This is a genomic window from Rhizobium ruizarguesonis (assembly GCF_017357285.1).
Classification (GTDB): Bacteria; Pseudomonadota; Alphaproteobacteria; order Rhizobiales; family Rhizobiaceae; genus Rhizobium; species Rhizobium ruizarguesonis.
The window spans coordinates 2,358,311-2,377,867 of the sequence record NZ_CP071678.1; the positions used below are offsets into that span (position 1 = coordinate 2,358,311).

Here is a 19,557-nt window from a genome sequence, read left to right on the forward strand (position 1 = left end):
CTTCTCCTTCAGAAAAAGCCAGAAATGGGAGCTTGGCCTCCACCTGTCCGGGGGCGTGAGGCCCACCAGAGAGCGATGGCGATGCTGAGAATGAGGTCGTCGTGCTTGCCTTCGCGGGCGTTGAAGCTAGCGCGGCCTGCGGCGCTGACCGTGCGGCGGAAGTCCTTCAACTCTTCGGCTAGCGCCCCGGCGTCGGTCAGCTCCGCGGCAAAGCGCAGCTCGCCAACATGCAGCCGGGCATCCACGGTGCTGATGAGATGCGCCTTGGGCACGTGCCAGCGGCGGTTCTCGGGATTGGTGATCTCGTTGCCGGCGGTGATCGCGACCCGCTGCGGTCGCATGCCCGCTGACTCGAATATGTCGGACACGGCCCGGCCGACACCCGTCTCGTCAACCACAAGGTCGCAGCCCTCGCGCAATGGCGGGCGGTCTAGCAGTTCGCCGACGCGCGCCACCACCTGCGGATAGGGAGTGCCCAGCGGCACGCGCTCCAGGGCGCGTACAGCGAACCGGGTCTCACTGCGTTCGCGCGTCACGTTGGGCCTGACGTGGTCGCCGTAAGAGATGGTCCAGTCGCCGGTCGGTGACACCGTATGATGGATGACGGATATGGCGGTGGGATCGTTCGACTGACCGAGGTCCACTCCCATGATGAAGCGGCTGACCGGCACGACAGGTATACGCTGCCACGGTCCTCTCCCGCCCCGGCCTATTGGATGTTTGGAGTGGGCTACCATAGCGCTCTGACCTCCTGCGTGAATGCGGCTTCGATGATGGCGAGCGGGAAGACGGCCTCCTCGGGGTCGTGGAACTCCAGGCCGTACTCCTCGCTGAACTTGATTGCGCCGAGGGCTTTCAGTTCCTCGTCTAGAAACTCCTGCGTGATCCGGGGGCATTCGCTTGCTGAAACCCGCACACGCTCCCACGAGGGATCATCGCCCACCCACGCGTCGTAGAACCAGCCGCGCTTGCCCGCTGGTGTCGTCAGGGCGACTAGGCGGGCGTCGGGTTTGGTCGCCATCATGGGCCGTACTGCCGTCAGCAGTTCGTCCTCGACGCGCGCTGCCTCGTCCATGACGACGAGGTCAACCCCGGCAATTCCGCGGATGGTCTTTTCAGTGCCGGGTAGCGAGAGAATGCGCGCGCCGTTCGAAAGCTCCGTCCCCTGCTTACTTTCGGCGGTAGGGCGCGGCGCGCCCGGCAACCGGCTGAGGAACCCGACGATGTTGCGGAACAGCTCGTTGGACTGGCGCTGCGTCGGGCTGACGACGACGATCTGTGCGGCGGGGACAAAGAGGGCGGTCTGGATGACGAGGATGGCCGCGACGGTGGACTTGCCTGATTGGCGCGAGCAGAGCAGCAGGGATCGCCGGGGGTTGGCGCGGAGTAGGCTCGCCTGCCATGGGTCGGGTTCTATGCCGCATTCATTGGCCGTGATGACGGGGTCCAACGCTCGGGCCATGTCGCGGGCTAACATCCGTGCGGCCCCCGCGAGCGGGGAAAGAAGGCAGACCGGCGCGCGTCGGGCAAACACAAAGGAGGAGGCCCGAAACGACGCACAGGGAAACCAGCCGTCAACCTGTGCGTCGGCGCTGCCGGTCTGCCTGCACCCAGCGAGCGGCGGGGCTGCGCTGGTACTCGGAAGTGGAGCTTTCCGAGGTTCTTCATGAGCCACCCCCGTTGCTCGGCACGGGGCCGCTGGCGTAGGAGTGGTCGATCACCATGCCCTCGGCGAACCGCGTCTCCAGCCCCTGAAGGACCAGCGCTACGGCCTGCCGCGCATCGGGAAAGCCCCGTAGCGCCTTGACCAGTTCCGTGCGCATCTCGATGTAGACCGGGGAGACGAGGACGTTATTGTTGATGGTGGTGCCGGTGTTCAGGTCGCCAAGCAGCTTGCCCGTCAGCTCGAAGTTGCGGTGCAGTTGGCCCGCGACCCGCTGCGCCGCCGCTGTGTCCATGACCTCTTCGGCGGCGTCCATCATGGCAAAGAGCCGGTGCCGAAGTGCCACGATGTTGGACAGCAGCGACTGGGACTCTGTCTCTCGCAGCCGGTCGATGTCCATAGGCATCTCAGGCCCGGCCAGAAGCTGAGCGCGGAGTTGAGGCGGCATGTGGTTCTTGGCGTGGCGACGGATGCTATCCGAGCCGAGCTTGTATCGCTTGGCGAGCACGGCGAACGGCACATTGCGAGCCAGTGCAAGGTCGATGGCCGCCCGCTCACGGTGCCTACAAACTGAACATTCTGGGCCACGCTTGGCCATGGGCGGCGGAACTCGCTAAAAGGAGCGGCGGATTCGCAGTTACCCCTGCGATACCCCAATGAAATCAACTAAGGGTAGTATAGTAAAAAACGTTAATGTTTTAAAGCCCTTAGCGTTGCCCTAACGGCTAATAGCCTATTAGTAGTCGCAATCGTAGATGGGTAAATGCGCCGGGAGCAAAGGGCGACGACGCGGGAAGGAGGGGCAGAGGAAGTTTACCTGAGATGGTCAGTCATTCGCTCGAAATCGCTTATAAACCGATCGCAAACATCTTTTACCTGACCAAGGTATTGCACCGCATTCGCTGAGCAACCTATTACCGCTTCACTGGGACTGAAGTCGTCGAAGCGAGGATGCCGCAAACTCTCTTTAAGCTTATCGATCGATTCGTCGACAGCATTGAGCAATTGCTCATGTCGCATATATGTTACTTCAATCTCAGATTGAATGCGGATAAATTCAGTTCTGTCTATTAGATCCCTCAGAAACCTTAATCTCTCGACAGCTTGCTTTTTGAATTCGTGATCGGCTGGCAAATTATTAATCGCCCAAAGCTCACCTTTTTCGGCAATCTGATTTCTTATATTAACCGAGGTCTCAGCGGCCCTTTTCGCCAGCATGTAAGTCGGTCGCGCCTGAATTCCTATTGTCGTCCGATGGTGTTTCTCTGCATCCCGTACCTGCTTCGACAAGAAAATGATGGTAGGCACAGCAACCGCGACAGCGACCCATCCACCAAGCGCCGAGATCCACTCTCGCAGGCAGTGCTCGTTAGGTTCGCAGAAGGCCTCCCGGCCCCATACCGACCTCAAGAAGCCAATCGCGATGACCACCAGCGCGACCACCCAACCCCACCTGTCCCATTGTTCGCGCATACTTCGTCCCCACAACGTCCGGCTGCGAAAGTATTGAATGGACGACTGACTCGCAAGGCTCCGTAGGAGGCCGCTGGAGAGCGTTAGGTTCCGCCGACCCTACCTTAGAGGCCGAACCCGCCGCGAGAGCTGGCGGTCCTAACAGCGGTCGCACCGCTGGTTTGCACGGCGACCGGACGGGCGGCGGCACGGCCTTCGCCTTCTCTTCCGGGGCCTTCTGAAGCAAGGCGGTCAGGCAAGGGGGTCAAAGGGGGTCATACACAAAATCCGAACTTCTTGACCCCCTTGACCCTCATCCTTCCACCAAGGCGGTCAAGAAGGTCAAGGCGGTCAACTTTTATAAGGGGCTCAAGGCTTGACCCCCTTGCCCCGGCCTCTCAAAGCGGCAGCTCGGCCTGCCGTCCCGGAATGTACATAACCCATCTGTCGGCCTGCTTTTCGGAGACTGCACCAAGCTCCTTTTTCGCGCGCTTCAGGGTGCTTAGGCTGATCCCTTCGGCCTCTGCCGCCTTCTCGACGTCTACTGACAGGGCTGGTCCGTCCCTGAGCATTCGGCGCAGGAACCTCATGGCCTTGTCGTTTGCCTTGGACGGCAGCCCCGGCTCGCGGAAGCCGACCGCCTCGTCGGCGCTCATGTTCACGGGTTCGTCCCACACGATCAGCGGTGCTTCCAGCCCGTCGCCAAGATTGCGGCTATCTACGCTGTAGGCGAGGGACCTGTCGCTGCCGTCGGGGCCGAGGTTGTTCTTGGCGATGGAGATGATGCGTCGTCCGGTCTCGACCTTTACAGTTCGGCCCTGCTCGTCCTCCTCATCACGCATCTCCTTCGTTACGATGCAGGCGATGCGCGCCGCCGCAACAAAGGCACCCGAGCCATTCACAGCATTGATTGCAGCGGTGCCTGCGGCCTTCACGAGATGCGAAACACACACAACGGCAACCCGGTGCTGCTCGGCCAGCTTCTGGATCGGCGCGAGAACATTCCGCACCTCGGATGCCGTGTGCGTGTCCGTCTTACCAAGATAGGCCGAGATAGGATCGATAATCACCAGTCGATAGTCATCCCGGTACGATAGAACTCTGTCCAGCAGCCTGACGTCGTCGGCAAGGTTCAGGCCGCGTTCGCCTTTGTCGGTTCTGACCCCGTCGAGCACCTCGACCATAGATGAATTGCCGCCTGCGACTTCGAACCGGGGACGGAGAGTATCGGCAACGTCGTCTTCAGCGGAAAGAACCAGCACTCGGCCAAGCGGGGCCTTCCCCTCGCCAAACGGCCACGGTCGCCCGCGCGATACCTGCGCCGCCATGTACATCGTGAGCTGCGACTTGCCGAGACCGGGATGACCGGCGAGCATAGATATCTTGCCGACGGCGAACCGGCCCGGCCACAGCCACTCTATCGGCTCCATGGGAACGTCGGCGAGAAGCCGGATAAGGGGAGTGGCTACGGCCTCCTTCTCTCTCGGCGGATTGCCAAGCCTTCGGCCCTTTTCGAAGTTGCGCCGCCAGACGTCGTCGAACTCGCCGTCTTCCTTGCCGCGCTGGAGCCAAGCCTCGCGGAAACGCTGCCTGGTCGTCTCTTCGTCGATATTGATAACGCTAGCCCAGCGGCCCGCGTCGCGGATCGGATGCCAGAGAGTGTTGTTGGCGTCTCCGGGCGCGGCGTTGGCGATGTCCCGCAGCCAGCGGTCCAGCATCCGCCCGAACTCGGCCATGTCTGGCACAGCAGCGGTCCTTTCTGCCGTCTCCCGGCGAGCGACCTTTAGCGCCCGAAAATCGTCGGGCGACATGGCCGACCGCTCGGCTAGAGCGAGAAACTCGTTTAAGTCGAGGGCGAGGCCGTTCTCCTTTACCGCATACCGCGTGGTATTTACGGCGTCGTGGTAGGGGAGATTTAACCAAGAGCCGCTGTCGCCCGCCGCGCGGTTCACTGCATCCTGCTTCGGGAATATCTCAGCATCCGGATGACCTATGGCTGCGGCTATTTCTTTGGCCTTGCGCCGAACCTCGGCGGCGGTTTCCGGCTCCTGCAGAAAGCCATAGACATGGGCACCGCCACTTTTACTCTTTGCGACCAGAAGAGGCAGCTTCTTCCTGCCGATCTCTTTCACTATCTCGCCGTGATCCAGATCGTATCTATCGACATCGATCGCAAACCAACGACATTGATCGCCATCGACCGGGACGATGCCTAGCGGCTGCTCTCCGGAGAGATGCATTCGCCATAGGTCTAGCGTGACAGGAGCGTCCATCGTCTGCGCCGATGCGCGTATCTCGAACTTGCCCTTCTGCTCGTTCCAGACGGCTTCGTCGTACGTGCCGTAATGGTCCGCAGCGCCTGCGAATAGCAAAGAAAAGCGCTCCCATGTGGAGCTCCCATGGTTGCTGCTGGTCTCAGTCGGCCGGGTGGTCAATGGAGCCTCCCGTCCGCTTGGGATTGCGGTCGTGGTAACCCTCCAGCTTGCAGTTTCGACAGTAGAAGTGAACGATCCTGCCGTTACCGTGCGGCCGCACATGCAACGTGTCGCCGCCCGTGGCGTCGTGCATGATGCGCTGAAACTCCTCGTTGTCCTCGATCAAATAGCCGCCGTGCGTAATGCGCTTCAGCATGCGCACGGTTAGCACCATGCAGCGGGGGCAGTCGGTCTCCGTGCCGTCGCGAGAAATATGCTTCGGCAATACGTCCTCGATCAGAGGGTTGTGATGAACAGCGGCGGGTTTACCGGCCTCGCGCGGCACGCTATTATTCGACCCGTTGCGACTAAGATTGTTACTGGGCGGGGTTGCAGCCCCGCCTTTATCCTTTTCGTCCTCAGCCATTGGCGACCTCCCCAACCATGACTTCACCTTGGCGAATAAAATCGCGCAGCGCGGACTCTCTGTAGTAAACGTGGCGTCCCAGCTTCACGTAGGCCGGGCCACGGCGGCGATAGCGCCAGTATTGCAAAGTCGCGAGTGGGATTGGTCGGCCCGGCGGACCAAGAATTACTGCCGCGTCTTCGGGGGCGAGTAGGCGATCTACCTTGCCTCCGCTCTTATTTTCTGCGTCGTGCACGTGTAGCTCCTTTGATAAACGTTGCTAACACGTATAAGCTATTACGCGGCGCGGTTGCCGTAACGGCGTAAAAAGCTGACGGACTTATTACCCCGGGGGTAAAAGCTCTTCTGATCTGTTATTTCGGTAAAGCGCAACATTGCTCCTATAGTGCTCCTTCCGCCGCCACACCTTTATCGTTCCCTCAGCGGAATCTCGTCCGGTGGCGTTAAGTAGATGGAGAACATGCCCGGCAACGGCATAAGTGGTCGCGGCCGATGGCTGCTCGCCTTTAGGATCGGGTTTGTACTTTGCCTCGAATAAGATCGCCGCCCAGTAGGCGTCAACCTTCTTGATCCTCAGATTGTTCGCCTTCGGCTCCGGTCGGACGATCTCGGCTACCAACTCCGCCGCCTCGCCGCAGAGAGCTGCCCCGGCAGCGGCATAGGCGCGGATCAGCCAGACGGCAGCCGCCTCTACAACATTCTTGGGATAGCCCTCGGCCTTAGCTCCGCTGTCAAGGTTTCGCAGATGCGCCAGCAGCCCGCGTGCATAGCTGTCCAGCGTCTCCGGATCATCCTCCTCAATTATGTAGTCCGGGTCGACCGGGGGAAGTCGCGCCGAGTTCATTTCGTAACCTCCGCTATCGGCACAACCTGCCCCTTCTTCGCCGCCGCGTCGATGGCATCCTTTCGCCGGGTCGCAGCGTCGCGGGCCGCTGCGGCGACCTCCTCGCGGCTGACGTGGGCGTAACGCATGGCCGTGGCGACCGAGTTGTGGCCGACGATCGCCATTGCTATCGCCAGCGGTATCGACTTGTCGGTGTAAGTCTTCGAAGAAAAATAATGGCGAATGAGATGGAGTGTTGCGTTCTCCCCGGCCACGACCTCCGCCCTTTTCATGACGCGCTCGAAGCCCGCCTCCAGCGTCTCGACGCGCAGGTGCTTCGGCTGCTCCCGCCTTGAGCCGTCGGTCGCCCGCGACACGGACAGCAGCGACGGCAGCACCCATTCTACACCCACGATGCGCCCCTTGCGGGAGGCAGTCTCCAGCAGCGTCCGCGCCTCGTCCGTCATAGGCTTTTCGAGATGGCCGGTCTTGCTGTCCGGCCAACGCAGTGTGGCGTGCTCGAAATCCACGTCGTCCCAGCGGAGGCCGCATATTTCTCCGGCGCGGCAGCCGGTGGCGAACAGCAGCCGAATACCAAGCGCTACCGGGGGAATGAGCTTGCCCTCCTTCTCCATCGCGTCGGTGGCGTCCATCATACGCGCAACCTCGCCGTCGCTGAAAAGCCGCTGACGGCGGCGCGGCGTCCGCAGGCGAATACGGGCAGGGTTCGAGCCCGGTGGCCGCAGCCCGGCCTCCTCGGCCCAAGACATTGCCGACGACAGGGCGCGCACGGCCCCGCCTGCTTGAGTAACGGCGGGCTTTGCGGCCTTGACCGCCACGCCCTCCTTCGCCTTCTTCTTGCCCCTTTGCTTCCTCGGCTGCTTGAGGAGCGTCTGGTACATGGCGGAGACGTCCTTCGTCTCCAGGGCGTCGATCTTGATGTCGCCTATATGCGGCTTGAGCAGCTTCTCGACCACGCGCGCATACTCGGTCTGGGTCTTCGGCTTGAGATGTACCTTGACGTGGTTCTCGACGAAACTATTCAGCACCTCGCCAACCGTTGGCACCCGGCTCTTCTTCTCGGCTTCTTGCCGCGCCTCCTGCTTCTCCGCCGCCGGGTCATCGCCGCCGTAGTGCTTGGCGGCCAGCGCCTTCGCTGCCTCGTAGGCGTCATCGGGAGTTAATGCCTTGATTGTCACGCGCTTCAGCTTGCCGTGCTGGCGATAGACATATGTAAAGGATTTCGCTCCGGAAGGCCTCACCCTCAAACCAAAGCCAGGCAGCCGATTGTCCCATATCACGTAGTCAGTCCCGTCCGGCTTGGCGTCGTCGTAGACGGTGCGGGTCAGGCGGCGCTTCGCCGCCGGGGCGGCCTTCTTCTTCTTCGGGATTTCGATCGGGGTAACAGTGGACATCGCAATCTCTCCGGGGTAACGCTGGGGTAACAGGCGGGCCAAAGCTAGTAAGTGCCAGCAAGCTACTAATATATGTTACCCTAAGAAAAAGATAGTCATTATAAATGCTTATAAGCGATGCCCCGTGCGAGCCAGTGCTGACAATAGGCCGAAAATGCTAACTTTTAATCAGTAGGTCGCGGTTCGAACCCCGACGCTAGTCTTCAAGATAGTTGCCGCTATCTTAGATCAACAGTCGGAGTAACGCGCCCTCGTCCTTCACCCCATGCTGGTACGAATGGATAACCCGCCGAGCTAGATCTTCGCGCTCGGTGTCTGTTGTGATTTGTCGCACCGAGCTGATGTGGTCAAATACTCTCTGGCAGAGGGTAACCTCTTCGTCGCTCAACGCGGTTTGTGCGTCGGCTATCTGGGATCGGATCATGATCGCCCTCGCTTCCTTCGGATCGATGGGAGGATGGAACATCTCCTTTTTAAGCACGTGAAGGGAGACACAAGGTCGTGAGGTCTCACCCCCATTGTCGTGATAGGTCGTTGTCCCATCTGGCAACTAATTCTCGTTCGGCCCGCTCCACACATAGGCAGATGCCGGCTTTCTCTGGGCATTCCAGATCACTTCGTACCCTATCTTCTCAAGCGAGAGTAAAGCGCCAAGCCTTTCGTCATCTGACAGGCTTCGCAGAGAAACGTTAAGTGCGTCCAGGCCACCTAAATTGTAGAGGTTAACGAATACATCGAGTGCCATTGTTCTTCTCCCCGTGGGACAGTATAGCACAAGAACAGAGGAATATTTGCTTCATACATAAATAAATATTTTATACATCTATTCGTTCTTCACGAATTATTTATGGTTTTATTCATTAGGGTGTGGATATTTGACATGGGCAGCGCCTTGTGTCTTTGCCGTTGGAATTGAGCTTCGCGGAAATCCGCTGAGACACAGGAACCAACTTCCACTGCGGTCCGTTTTCTTCTCATCAACAACAGGAGAAATCGACCATGGATTGGAATCGGATCGAAGGAAACTGGAAGCAGGCGAAGGGCAAGATCAAGGAGCAGTGGGGCAAACTCACCGACGATGATCTCGATCAGATCGCCGGCAAGCGCGACCAGCTGGAAGGCAAGATCCAGGAGCGGTATGGCATCGAAAAGGATCGTATTAAACGCGACATCGATGACTGGAGCGGTCGCCAGACTTGGTAGTGCCTGAACAAAAACCCGGTGAAAGCCGGGTTTTTGCTGTCGGCGCCTGCCGGCCAACATTTCTCGAGCCGCTTGCTGCCACAAAATTGCAAGTGCTTTATTGTCGAAATCGAGATCATTCTCATTTCTTTATTTAGCATATTCATATATATGGTCACGGTCGGTCTCGACCGCGGTAATTGGAATAGAAGTTCCACACATCCAGATCCGGCATCGGGGGCATGCCAATCCGCCAGAACAGTGCCCAAGCATTTCTCGACCGCCTTGCCGTTCCAATTTTTTCTGACGCTCAATTTTTCCGGGTCATCACGTGGGTCGCGCAGATCACCGCCCCGGCCACAGAGCAATTCAGCCTGCGCACGAAAAGGGGATATCGATGAGAAGTTTCTTGACACTGATCGCTGCGACGTCAGTAGGGCTGTCGGCGATGGCGGCCTATGGACAAAATCCCGTTCCCAAAGCCAGTGATGTGCTTGTCAAATATGGGGAGGTTGAGAACTGGACCGTCTATACAAATCAAACCCGCGGAGATTGCTTGATCGTGCGCGACTATGGTGCAAGTTCGGTGCAAATGGGTGTTACCGCAGATCAGCAGGTGGGATATCTTGGCGTATTCTCGAAGGCTGATATCGGCCTTCAGAACGGGACCAAGTCGGAAGTCTTCGTCTCAATCGGAGGTCATCTCTATGGTGGTGTTGCCACCAGCACCCACGGTGAGCTCAGGGGCGGATATTCTGGCGGCTACATCTTGACGGACAGCCCGGAGTTCAAGCGCGATCTGGCGAAGAAATATGAAATGATCGTGTTTCCGGAAACCAAGGGGACCTTTGTCGTCGACTTGAAGGGAACTTACAAAGCAATGGCAATGGGCCGCAAATGCCTCAAGCATTGACCGGCGGCTCTTATATTGCCGTCAATCGACGTTCGTCGTTTTGCTGCACTATCTCGGCGGCATTGTGAAACAAGCGCCGCACGTGCCCCCATAATGCCGGAATTTTGGAGCGGTCGAGTGCTGTCGGATGTCACGAATATCCGCCAAAAGCCAAGAGAAGTGCGCCGAGTGCGATAACCGCCAGGGCCGGCCAGTTTTTCGATATCCCGAGGAATCTGAGGCCTTGCCGTCGTGGCTCCAGCGTGGTGCCGCCTTGCGGCATTTGATGCGGATCACTCGGTCTTCGTCCAAGCACCGAGGTAAAGAGAAAGAGAAGTCCGCCGATGATGAGAGCGGCTCCGATCAGGATGGCCCACATGGTGACCTCCATAGCAACCAGGATGTGGGGTAAACCAGATCCGGACCGGATCGTTCCGTGAATGGGTGCTCACTTGAACAACCTCCGCGTCGGAACCAAAGGCGCTCGCAGCGAATTTGATCGCTGAGTAACCTTGGAGATGTTGATGGACGAGACACCGAAGACGGCAATCCGCGGCATGATATTCTACGTCCTCGCTCTTCTCGTCTTGGGGGTGCTGGCGGGGGCCGTATACACAATCTATGGCCATCCCGCCGATCCGTCTGAGCGACCGGCGGCCGAGACGATTCCGCAAAAGGCTCCAGCTCCGCAGTGAGATACGTCTTTCCAAGGAATTGATTGATTCGTTCGAGGGGATCGACCCCGGACGGCGCCTGCCACATCCAGCGCCCACCCGGTCAGGTCGCGTTGGAGGCGCCTGGGCTCCACAGCAAGAGACCCGCAAGTGGCAGCGAATAGGGCTTTGGAGAGCAAGCCCGAAATTCTGTCGCAAGTCCTTCCAACCAGTATGGAGCTTATACTTATAGGGAGAACAACCTGCGACAGAGAAAATCGGCATCTGCGCAGGACCGATTGGACGGGCCGATTGGATGCGTAGGAAGCAGTGGGGCCAGGTCTCTGGAACCCTGAGATATCGCGTTGGAACAATTGAAATAAGGGAGTTTGCGGATGAGGGAACATGCAGTCGTGGTTGCCGGGGCAGGGCCGACGGGCTTGATGCTGGCAGGCGAGCTCGCCTTGGCAGGCGTCGACGTCGCTATCGTCGAACGCCGCCCTGACCAGGAGCTTGCCGGTACGCGTGCCGGCGGTCTGAGTGCACGCACGCTCGAGGTTCTCGATCAGCGCGGCATCGTCGACCGGTTACTTGCGGCAGGCCAGGTAGCCCAGGTCACGGGGTTTGCGGTCACCCGTCTGGACATCAGCGATTTTCCGACCCGGCACAATTACGGGCTGGCGCTGCGGCAGAAGCATATCGAGCGCATTCTGGCCGGCTGGGTCAACGAGCTGGCGGTGCCGATCTATCGCAGCCTTGAGGTAACGGGTTTCGCGCAGGACGACAGCGGCGTCACCATCGAACTCTCCGATGGCGCCTCGCTCAGGGCAGGCTATCTCGTCGGCTGCGATGGCGGCCGCAGTCTGGTTCGCAAGGTTGCCGGCATTGCGTTTGAAGGATGGGATCCGACGACCGGCAACATTCTGGCCGAAGTGGAGATGGAAGAGGAGCCGCCATTGGGCATCCACCGCACCGCCCTTGGCATCTATGCCTTCGGCAGGGAGGAGTATGAAATCCACGAGGGCAAGATCGTCTTTGCCAAAGAAGGTCCGATCGGCGTGATGGTGCCGGAGAAGAATGCCGGCGCGACGACCGAACCCACGCTCGACGATCTCAGGGAAGCGCTCATCGCCGCCTTCGAAACGGATTACGGCATCCATCGCGTCAACTGGATTTCCAGGTTCACCGACATGTCCAGGCAGGCAACGGCCTACCGCAAGGGCCGGGTACTCCTCGCCGGCGATGCCGCCCATGTGCATTCTCCGGTCGGCGGACAAGGCCTCAATACCGGTGTGCAGGATGCCGTCAATCTCGGTTGGAAATTGGCCCAGGTGATAAAAGGCACGTCGCCTGAAGCCTTGCTCGACACCTATCACGCCGAGCGCCATCCGGTTGCGGCCCGCGTGTTGCGCACGACGATGGCGCAGGTCGCATTGCAGCGGACCGACGATCGCACCGAAGCCTTGCGAGACATCGTAACGGAGCTGCTTGGCATGGAGGAACCGCGCAAACGCATCGCAGCCGAAATGTCCGGATTGGCAATCCACTACGAGTTCGGCGAGGGGCATCCGCTGCTCGGCCGCCGCATGCCTGACCTCGATCTCACCACGCCTGATGGTCCTCTGCGTCTCTTTACGCTGCTCCAGGATGCGCGGCCCGTGTTCCTGAACCTCAACGCGCCCGGCAGCTTCGACATCGCGCCGTGGTCGGACCGCGTCAGGTTGGTCGACGGCAGATATGACGGTCCATGGGAGCTGCCTGCGCTGGGTGTGGTCTCCGCGCCCGTCGCGGTATTGATCCGGCCCGATGGATATGTGGCGTGGGTGGGTAACGGGACGCAGGATGGTCTGGAGAAGGCTGTGAATAGCTGGTTCGGACCACCCGGCTAAAGGCCGAGAAAGCGCCGACTAAGCGGCGAGCGAGATCGAACCGCAGTCCGATATCGTCTCCGGATCCGGCATCGGTTTGCTGCGGCGTTCCCACGTCCGGCGGCTGATGCCGAAAGCCTCCCAGGGGCGCGCTTGGCTGAAAGAATTGGCGAGATAGTCGGCTCTGGAAAGGGCGCCGGCGGCACGGCGCTGCTCCTCTTTTCGCGCTCGGTCCCGCTGGCGCCGCTTTTCCTTTTGAAGTTTTGCTCTCTTCCGCTTCGTCACATCGAACGCACCGATGGTGCGGATATTGAGGGCGCTCCGTTCCGCGTAGCTGAGATGCAGCGCGTGACCGAGCGCGTCGGCGGACAAGTCAGAAAAGCGCACCTTGGTCCGCTCGTAGATGACGTCCTCTATGTCGGCTTTCCCAGCCCAGGGAAGCCATCGCGCCGCCCAGCCGAGCACCACCTCGACGAACTCTTCCTTGAACTCGACCAGGGCGAGGCCGGCGATCACCTCGACATAGATCAATGCGTCATCGGCCTCGGGCACGATGTCTCCGTGGCGATGCCGGATCAATTTTTCGATCTCGCGCATCCGGCCGCGGAAATGGTTCCAACGGCTGGCCCGCATGCGGCGCTGGACGGCCTTGTAGCCCAGCAGACAGTCGCCGATCTTGATGACCGCAACATCCCGCGCCAAGCCCTCCGGCCGATCAGCTTTCTCAGCCCGCTTCTCCGATTGCGTCGCTTCATCTGCACCAACAAGACGATCCATCGATTTTCCCATGCACTGGCTTGAGAGGCCGAAACGACTGATTGTAAAGGAAGACCGAGGGGGTGATCATCCACTTTTCGCGCTGTTCACACGTCATTCTGCGGATAGTCGAGGACATGGCGGTCGATCTCGAATCGACCCGCCGCAGCTCGGAAAATGGCAAATGCGATAGCAAAGGAGTCGCTCAGGTGCCGAGTGTGTGGCGGCGATCGGCATTGCTTTGCCGATGGCCTGTTCCACGCTTATGATGCGGGGCGTCCGCGGGCTGGTCATCGGACTATACGGGAAGGAGAAGGAGATGCGCTATTGGCTGGGCCTGCTTGCGATAGGCGCACTTGTCTTGCAACCGCTCATCGTCTCACAGGCGCAAGCGGCGAATGCGCTGGAGCGGGCCATCGGAGACGCGCAACCTTGCAGGTCGCTCAAGGCGAAGGTCTCGAGTTTTGGGATTACCGTGCAGGTAGGCGTCGACAAGCTCGATTCCGTGAAGATCGAAAACCTCCAGGTGTCGGTGAATGGCGACGCTGCGCAGGCCAGTGCCCGGGGCACGCTGGCCTGCAAGACATCGGACGAAGCTCTCGTCAAAGGCGGGTTCTCGGCGACCGCAGAAGTCCATCTGCAGGTCGACCTTGCGACATGCAAGACCACCGAGAGTTCGATCGAGATCGTGCAGACTGGCGGTCGCTTCGGCGATATTGTCAAAGGACTGCAGACCGAGATTTCCGACGCGCTGCGCCGAAGTCTCGAGAAGAACCTCGCGAAGATGTGCGAGAGGTGATCGACGGCTTTGACCCCGTTCTAGGCGTCCGCGGATTGACGCCGGCGGAGACATAGCTTTCGACTAGTACCTCTGCACAGAGGATTTGACGGGTTGATTTTGGGGCGACGCCGGTTTGGCGTCGGATCAGGCCGGCGCGTTCGAGCGCAAGAACCATCTGATGAACCGAGGGCGGGGTGACCTGGAAATGGCGCTGTTGAAATATTTTTAGAACGACGCGAACCGAAACTGCATTCCCAGCCCTCTTACCTTTCGAGCGTGCCATTGCGCTTGCAACTTTGGAGGGTTTACCGTGTTTTATGTCAAGAATGTACCTGGATGGGAACGCGCGGTTCGTGTCGTTGCCGGTTTGGCTATGATCGCCTGCGGCTTGCTGGGCTTAAGTGGGCTTATGATCGGCTATGCGATTGCTGGCGTCGGCGTCAGCACACTGCTCACCGGCTTCATCGGTTTTTGTCCCATGTGTGCCATGGCGGGCCGCCGCTTGGATGCCGCGAACCGCCGCCTCGACACTGCGAAGTAGGACACCCGCATGTACACGCCGAAGTATGACCTGGCTCTGGTTGACGACGCGCGCAATGGTGACAAGCAAGCCATCTTGGCTTTGCTGGACCTCGCACAGCCAGACATTCGGCGCTATGCGCAGCGCAGCTGCAGCGCTTCCGACGACGTTGACGACGTGGTGCAGGAGACATTGTGGCTGCTGTACCGCCGCGTCGGAACGCTGCGCGCACTGGGCTCGATATCGGGCTGGCTGCTGGCCGTGGTACGCCGCGAATGTTTGCGCATGGCAATGCGCGCGATGGGAAAGCCGGACAATCTGAACGACGCGTTGCTGAATCCGGCCAACGTGGACCGCCTGGCACATTTGTCGCAGGACGAACTCCGGCTTGACCTTTCACGCGCGATCCAATCCCTGCCCGAACACTACCGCGAGGTGATCATACTGCGCGATATCGAAGAGATGACGATCGACGAGGTCGCCGCTTCACTGAACCTCACCCGCGAGAGCATCAAGGGTCGACTGCACCGGAGCCGGGCGCTGCTACGTGAATACCTCTTGGATTGATTGAACCACTATGAATTGGAGAGATGAATTTCCATGAATCCCATGAACCTGTCATCTACCGCCTCGCCCAAGACAATGTTCGCCAGCGATGGTCTTGTCGAACATCTGGTCCGCGGTATTGTCGGCATCAGCGCTTTGAGTTACGCGATATCGATCTCTGTGCCACATCCATTTTATTCGCTGGCCCTGGCTGGCGTGTCGATGGTGGCTTTTCGCGGTTGCCCCATCTGCTGGACGATCGGTCTCGTCGAGACAACCTACCGTATGTTCAAACGCCACCATGCGGCACCGTGAATGACCACCTGTAACGATGGCAGCGTGTTGAGTGTCTGAAGCCTTTGCGCCCGCCGAAGCCCGGCGCATTCTGCGTCGCCTGCAGCTCCACTACACCCCCAAGCACGCCAGCTGGCTGAACATGGTCGAGATCGAAATCGGCGTCTTGCGCTGCCGGTGCCTCGATCGCAGAATCAACGACCCCAAGCGCGCCTTGTCCGTGAGCTTGCCGCATGGGAGAAACAGCGCAACACCGCCGGCGCCCAAATCAAGTGGATGTTCACGACCGACAAAGCCCGCACCAAAATGGGCCGCACCTATCCCGATACGGCCAAAGAGTCATAATCACTGTGCAGAGATACTAGGCACGCCCGTCCCAATCGATCCATCGGCGCGGAGGAATTCATCGTCCATCCGATCGCCGGGTAGGGAACACGCGGTTGTGCCGCCACATTTCCATCAGCGCGTCTGCAATCAGCGGAAGCCGAAGAAACTCAAAACCGCGAGCACGATGACGACAGCGCCGACGAGCCAGATCAAATTGTTCATGGGGAACCGTTCTCCTGTTTAGGATCGGGCCAACTGTGACCCGATCACATAACGGTGAAGCAGGTTAGGAGTTCCCGACCGGCCCCATTGCTGTCGCGTGCCGCCCCTAGTGCAAAACCCAATTTCCGGCTCTAACCTTTCAATAACTGCACGAGCGCGCATTGCTGGGTCTGAACCCATCCGCGCATGCCGGGTTTACCGATGTATCCCGCTGATATTGAAAATCCTGGTGATCCTGCCTTGCAGGCGATGTGCAGGAAGACGTGAACGCGGACACACCGATCAGCACTCCCGCTACCAATGAAAAAAATCGGTTCATCCGAACGTCTCCTCGCGAGGTTGTCATGGTCGCAATCTACCATGCCAACACGAGAATATACGAAACTTCTAGCACGTCTGATCACGCTTAGCTGATCCGAAACATTCCTACGATTGATCTACCAATCTATATTGGTGATGCGTCGACCCTCAACCGATGGTCAAATGCGCTTAAGTCTACTCTGATCGGGCTATTCTGCCGTTGTGGAAGTAGTTGCATGACGTTAATAGTCCGACGAACTCGATTTTGACTTGAAAAAATCGCGGTTATTCAGTAAAATTACACCATAAAAAAGTAATATAAATGGGAGGATACTATGTCGTCAACTCGGTTTGATCCGATTCTGCTTCATCGTCAACATTTCATCGATGAGGTCACGTGCCTCGATGAAATCTTCGATGTTCTGGACGGGTGGCCGGAGGACAAACGGGGTTTGGCATATGACACGCTGTTGAAGGCGTGCAGGGATACGGCCAACGGGCGTTTCCCGTTGAGCGCTGCGCGCGAGAATTTCCGCCGGTTCCTGAAGATGTCGGGCGTACTTGCAATGGTCGAGGGCGGCCCCAAATTCGAGCGGCTGATGAACCATCAAATTGGTAATGCTTAGTCAGATATGGGCCTGTTAGGCCCGTCTGCATGGCAGGTGAGGGCGCGCCGTCACATCAGTTGCGGCGCGTTTTGGTTTAGATATCTCCGGATCGGATGATCGCCTATTTCTTGGCCAAAAAGCGCCGCGGCAAGCCCCGCCAAGAGGCAGCCGGCTATTCGGGTATCGGATCCAACAGATCTTAGTTTACGTCGGCATTGGCCCAGTCGCATCGGAAGACCTGCATCGGCTTCGAGAACCCCTTGAACCGTCGGCGCGTTGCGTGAGTGAAGAGATCGGCGGCGCCATACTCCCGAAAAATATTCTCCGAGACGAGGATCTGGTCGGTGGAGGCTGCCGCGCAGAGACGCGCGGCAAGTTGCACGGTCGAGCCGAAGAGGTCGTTGCTGTCCTCGACCGGCTCGCCGCAATCCACTCCGATGCGGATATGGATAGGCTCGGTGTTTCCGCCGTTGTAACGCTCGAATTCCCGCTGGATCGCCATGGCGCATTCGACGGCTGCCGTTGTCGCGGCGAAGGCCGCCATGATGCCGTCGCCTGTGTGTTTCACTTCGCGACCTGAATTCTGGCTGAGGCATCGGCGCACGATAGCGTCATGGGCTCTGACCATTTCTGTCGCAATCCGGTCGCCGAGGCGCGATGTCATCGCTGTCGATCCGACGATGTCGGTAAAGAGAATTGCCCGGTGGCCGGGATCGACGTCGCTGGACGACTGGCCAGGCGCCGGCTCCGGATCATGAATTCGGCCAAGAAAAGCCTCGACCGCTGACAAGGCGACCTCGACGATCTCGCCGGCGACGAAGCCATGGGCCTCGCGATGCACACATTGCGCAGTTTCCGCGTCCGGCGCATCCACGAGGCAAAAGGCGGTCCCACGCCGCTGATCGAACCAGTAGGTCAGGAACTTGACGCCGTACTTGTCCTGGATGTCGAGATCCATGCGATGCGCCCGGGCAACGTCGGCGGCCGTCGTTCCTTCAAGAAAGTGCCGATCCATGAAAATAGGCATCGCGCGCTCCTCCCAGATCCGCCGCGTGCAGGATAGATCGCATTGTACGACCCGGATGAAACTCCGTCCACCTCTGGGACAATCAATGAAGGATGATAGAGACTTTTGCTTCCAGCAAAGCATATGAGTTGCTGTAATCCTTATGGAGTATAGAAGGAAAGACTGAGGTTTAATCAGCGGGCTTGGGATGATAAGCCTGATATTTACCATAATCAGTTGCTTAATGACTGATCGTGGGGCTCTCGGGGGTCGCTCAGGAAGCTTCAAGCGTTCCATGTTCTCAAACGCGTCGCCTGCAGGGACCCGGAGGGATGGAGAAACACGTCCGTCGCGGCATCATTGGCCAGGATCAAAATCCCCGCTTCGGCCGTTGACGCGGCATACCAACGGCACGCAAATTGCATCGTATCCATAAGCTCCACCGAAATTGGGAAAAGCTGTAGCAAAGTGAGACAGACGGCACATTTTCGACCGGTTGGCTTGGCCTCAATGGGGCTTGGTCATTATGCCGTTATTAACTCTGTGTGGGACGCCGCGCGCACGCTCCTGCGCGACTGGCCGGTAGACGACGGCGAAGAGTATTTCGAGGCCGTCAAGTCGTGCCTGGATGCGATTATCGGCGATCTCCCACCGGAACACGTGCGGGCGGCCTTCATCAGGGCGGCACAGGAGGCGGGCATCGCCGTCATAGAAGCGGCGGACTGAATACTCTCCGCGCTTCCTCACCTATCCTCAAAGCCATATCGTCCCGACGCTTGACTTTTCCTGCCAAAGTTCTAACTTAGAACAAAACAGGAACATTGGAGATGATCATGACGCATACGGAACAGGTGATCGCCAACGCCCTTGCGCTCGTCGAAGCGTCCCGCGCAGCCCGCGAGCGGGATCAACAGCGGCGTGCCGCCTGGCAGAGAAAAGTCGAACTCAGCCGGCCGCTGCCACCATTGCCGCGCCCGGTTCAATTGCCGTTGGCGCTAAACTGATGCGGCCGGCAAGGACCTTGGAACCCGATCGGGCATCCCCCGAACAAGCTGGCCCCGAACAAACCTGGCCCGATCAGGCCTGGGAAGTCGAAGCCGTGCTTGCCTGGCATGACGACAATGCCAAGGCGGCGATACGCTCGCTGCTTGATGACTGCAAACATCTCCGCCAGCAATTGGCGCTGGCGGAAAGCGTAATGAGCCGCGGGATGGCCCGCGGCTGGGCGCCGCGATACGAGCGGGATGCTCTCTGAAAGATCCGATGCCGCTTGGTCTATGGTGCGGCAACGTACAAGGATGAGGCTCTCTGGGGCCTTGTGCGGCGGCTAACAACGAAAGTGCGCTATTCGCGGTGGCGATTGGCTACGGCGCGCGTCTTTTCAGGCGCGTGAAAGACGCGGTGGCGC

General features: G+C 59.2%; 26 protein-coding genes and 2 pseudogenes. 13 read left to right on the plus strand and 15 right to left on the minus strand.

Going from position 1 to position 19,557, the window contains the following annotated elements:
- Window positions 1-8: 8 nt before the first annotated feature.
- The 11 genes from J3P73_RS11755 to J3P73_RS11800 form a co-directional block, all read right to left on the minus strand.
- Window positions 9-671 (minus strand): hypothetical protein, encoded by a 663-nt coding sequence (locus J3P73_RS11755; RefSeq protein ID WP_245002726.1) that lies wholly within the window; start codon window positions 669-671, stop codon window positions 9-11.
- Window positions 672-730: 59 nt separating this feature from the next.
- The gene (locus J3P73_RS11760) at window positions 731-1,477 is read right to left on the minus strand and encodes a terminase large subunit domain-containing protein (RefSeq protein ID WP_207579979.1); all 747 of its coding nucleotides are present in this window, start codon (window positions 1,475-1,477) and stop codon (window positions 731-733) included.
- Between the two features lie 187 nt (window positions 1,478-1,664).
- Window positions 1,665-2,261, minus strand: coding sequence for a hypothetical protein (locus tag J3P73_RS11765; RefSeq protein ID WP_207579980.1), 597 nt, complete (start codon window positions 2,259-2,261; stop codon window positions 1,665-1,667).
- 215 nt (window positions 2,262-2,476) lie between these two features.
- Entirely contained in the window at window positions 2,477-3,136 is a 660-nt protein-coding gene (locus J3P73_RS11770) for a hypothetical protein (RefSeq protein ID WP_207579981.1), read from the minus strand.
- A gap of 377 nt (window positions 3,137-3,513) precedes the next feature.
- The gene (locus tag J3P73_RS11775; RefSeq protein ID WP_207579982.1) at window positions 3,514-5,550 is read right to left on the minus strand and encodes an AAA family ATPase; all 2,037 of its coding nucleotides are present in this window, start codon (window positions 5,548-5,550) and stop codon (window positions 3,514-3,516) included.
- Entirely contained in the window at window positions 5,531-5,956 is a 426-nt protein-coding gene (locus tag J3P73_RS11780) for a hypothetical protein (RefSeq protein WP_207579983.1), read from the minus strand. The genes J3P73_RS11775 and J3P73_RS11780 overlap by 20 nt, the downstream gene beginning before the upstream one ends.
- Complete coding sequence (locus J3P73_RS11785; protein ID WP_207579984.1) at window positions 5,949-6,191, minus strand: helix-turn-helix domain-containing protein; 243 nt, start codon at window positions 6,189-6,191, stop codon at window positions 5,949-5,951. The genes J3P73_RS11780 and J3P73_RS11785 overlap by 8 nt, the downstream gene beginning before the upstream one ends.
- A gap of 87 nt (window positions 6,192-6,278) precedes the next feature.
- Window positions 6,279-6,800 (minus strand): hypothetical protein, encoded by a 522-nt coding sequence (locus tag J3P73_RS11790; RefSeq protein WP_130831876.1) that lies wholly within the window; start codon window positions 6,798-6,800, stop codon window positions 6,279-6,281.
- Window positions 6,797-8,194, minus strand: a complete 1,398-nt coding sequence (locus tag J3P73_RS11795; protein ID WP_207579985.1) for a tyrosine-type recombinase/integrase — start codon at window positions 8,192-8,194, stop codon at window positions 6,797-6,799. Before J3P73_RS11795 ends, J3P73_RS11790 begins: the two co-directional genes overlap by 4 nt.
- Before the next feature lie 223 nt (window positions 8,195-8,417).
- Window positions 8,418-8,618 carry a hypothetical protein gene (locus tag J3P73_RS37525; RefSeq protein WP_024321920.1) on the minus strand — a complete coding sequence of 67 codons (201 nt, stop codon included), beginning with the start codon at window positions 8,616-8,618 and terminating at the stop codon, window positions 8,418-8,420.
- A 126-nt stretch (window positions 8,619-8,744) separates the two neighbouring features.
- Window positions 8,745-8,939: a hypothetical protein gene (locus J3P73_RS11800; RefSeq protein ID WP_024321921.1), complete on the minus strand. Its 195-nt coding sequence runs from the start codon at window positions 8,937-8,939 to the stop codon at window positions 8,745-8,747.
- 254 nt (window positions 8,940-9,193) lie between these two features.
- Between J3P73_RS11800 and J3P73_RS11805 the strand changes: the two genes are divergently transcribed.
- Together J3P73_RS11805 and J3P73_RS11810 are read left to right on the plus strand one after the other, a co-directional pair.
- Window positions 9,194-9,397, plus strand: a complete 204-nt coding sequence (locus J3P73_RS11805; protein ID WP_003559213.1) for a CsbD family protein — start codon at window positions 9,194-9,196, stop codon at window positions 9,395-9,397.
- Between the two features lie 376 nt (window positions 9,398-9,773).
- Complete coding sequence (locus J3P73_RS11810; RefSeq protein ID WP_130691711.1) at window positions 9,774-10,289, plus strand: hypothetical protein; 516 nt, start codon at window positions 9,774-9,776, stop codon at window positions 10,287-10,289.
- Window positions 10,290-10,419: 130 nt separating this feature from the next.
- On the opposite strand, the gene J3P73_RS11815 is transcribed toward J3P73_RS11810, so the two are convergent.
- Complete coding sequence (locus J3P73_RS11815) at window positions 10,420-10,647, minus strand: hypothetical protein (RefSeq protein ID WP_130655338.1); 228 nt, start codon at window positions 10,645-10,647, stop codon at window positions 10,420-10,422.
- A gap of 145 nt (window positions 10,648-10,792) precedes the next feature.
- Here J3P73_RS11815 and J3P73_RS11820 point away from each other — a divergent pair, with 145 nt between their 5' ends.
- Together J3P73_RS11820 and J3P73_RS11825 are read left to right on the plus strand one after the other, a co-directional pair.
- Entirely contained in the window at window positions 10,793-10,963 is a 171-nt protein-coding gene (locus J3P73_RS11820; protein WP_165418116.1) for a hypothetical protein, read from the plus strand.
- 353 nt (window positions 10,964-11,316) lie between these two features.
- Complete coding sequence (locus J3P73_RS11825) at window positions 11,317-12,810, plus strand: FAD-dependent monooxygenase (protein ID WP_130691713.1); 1,494 nt, start codon at window positions 11,317-11,319, stop codon at window positions 12,808-12,810.
- 18 nt (window positions 12,811-12,828) lie between these two features.
- Here the strand turns inward: J3P73_RS11825 and J3P73_RS11830 are convergent, their stop codons facing one another.
- Window positions 12,829-13,566, minus strand: coding sequence for a hypothetical protein (locus J3P73_RS11830; RefSeq protein ID WP_130691715.1), 738 nt, complete (start codon window positions 13,564-13,566; stop codon window positions 12,829-12,831).
- A gap of 298 nt (window positions 13,567-13,864) precedes the next feature.
- Here J3P73_RS11830 and J3P73_RS11835 point away from each other — a divergent pair, with 298 nt between their 5' ends.
- A complete protein-coding gene (locus J3P73_RS11835; RefSeq protein WP_165418117.1) occupies window positions 13,865-14,344 on the plus strand; it encodes an LBP/BPI/CETP family protein in 480 nt (159 codons plus the stop codon).
- Window positions 14,345-14,447: 103 nt separating this feature from the next.
- On the opposite strand, the pseudogene J3P73_RS38265 reads toward J3P73_RS11835, so the two are convergent.
- Window positions 14,448-14,540, minus strand: a pseudogene (locus J3P73_RS38265) (MarR family transcriptional regulator); the annotation flags it as partial.
- A 96-nt stretch (window positions 14,541-14,636) separates the two neighbouring features.
- Here J3P73_RS38265 and J3P73_RS11840 point away from each other — a divergent pair.
- The 5 genes and pseudogenes from J3P73_RS11840 (at window position 14,637) to J3P73_RS11860 (ending at window position 17,161) form a co-directional block, all read left to right on the plus strand.
- The gene (locus J3P73_RS11840; RefSeq protein ID WP_018496895.1) at window positions 14,637-14,867 is read left to right on the plus strand and encodes a YgaP family membrane protein; all 231 of its coding nucleotides are present in this window, start codon (window positions 14,637-14,639) and stop codon (window positions 14,865-14,867) included.
- Window positions 14,868-14,876: 9 nt separating this feature from the next.
- Window positions 14,877-15,413, plus strand: coding sequence for an RNA polymerase sigma factor (locus J3P73_RS11845; protein WP_130691719.1), 537 nt, complete (start codon window positions 14,877-14,879; stop codon window positions 15,411-15,413).
- Between the two features lie 33 nt (window positions 15,414-15,446).
- Entirely contained in the window at window positions 15,447-15,707 is a 261-nt protein-coding gene (locus J3P73_RS11850; protein ID WP_075223882.1) for a hypothetical protein, read from the plus strand.
- 37 nt (window positions 15,708-15,744) lie between these two features.
- Window positions 15,745-16,031 (plus strand): annotated as a pseudogene (locus J3P73_RS11855) (transposase); the annotation flags it as partial.
- A gap of 839 nt (window positions 16,032-16,870) precedes the next feature.
- The gene (locus tag J3P73_RS11860) at window positions 16,871-17,161 is read left to right on the plus strand and encodes a DUF982 domain-containing protein (RefSeq protein ID WP_018073545.1); all 291 of its coding nucleotides are present in this window, start codon (window positions 16,871-16,873) and stop codon (window positions 17,159-17,161) included.
- A 181-nt stretch (window positions 17,162-17,342) separates the two neighbouring features.
- Here the strand turns inward: J3P73_RS11860 and J3P73_RS11865 are convergent, their stop codons facing one another.
- Window positions 17,343-18,170 (minus strand): nickel-binding protein, encoded by an 828-nt coding sequence (locus tag J3P73_RS11865; RefSeq protein WP_024321930.1) that lies wholly within the window; start codon window positions 18,168-18,170, stop codon window positions 17,343-17,345.
- A 447-nt stretch (window positions 18,171-18,617) separates the two neighbouring features.
- Between J3P73_RS11865 and J3P73_RS11870 the strand changes: the two genes are divergently transcribed.
- The 3 genes from J3P73_RS11870 (at window position 18,618) to J3P73_RS11880 (ending at window position 19,404) form a co-directional block, all read left to right on the plus strand.
- On the plus strand, window positions 18,618-18,875 hold the full coding sequence (locus J3P73_RS11870) for a DUF982 domain-containing protein (RefSeq protein WP_011651896.1): 258 nt from the start codon (window positions 18,618-18,620) through the stop codon (window positions 18,873-18,875).
- Window positions 18,876-18,982: 107 nt separating this feature from the next.
- Window positions 18,983-19,153 (plus strand): hypothetical protein, encoded by a 171-nt coding sequence (locus J3P73_RS11875; protein WP_162039352.1) that lies wholly within the window; start codon window positions 18,983-18,985, stop codon window positions 19,151-19,153.
- On the plus strand, window positions 19,153-19,404 hold the full coding sequence (locus J3P73_RS11880; protein WP_075223880.1) for a hypothetical protein: 252 nt from the start codon (window positions 19,153-19,155) through the stop codon (window positions 19,402-19,404). The genes J3P73_RS11875 and J3P73_RS11880 overlap by 1 nt, the downstream gene beginning before the upstream one ends.
- Window positions 19,405-19,557: the final 153 nt, after the last annotated feature.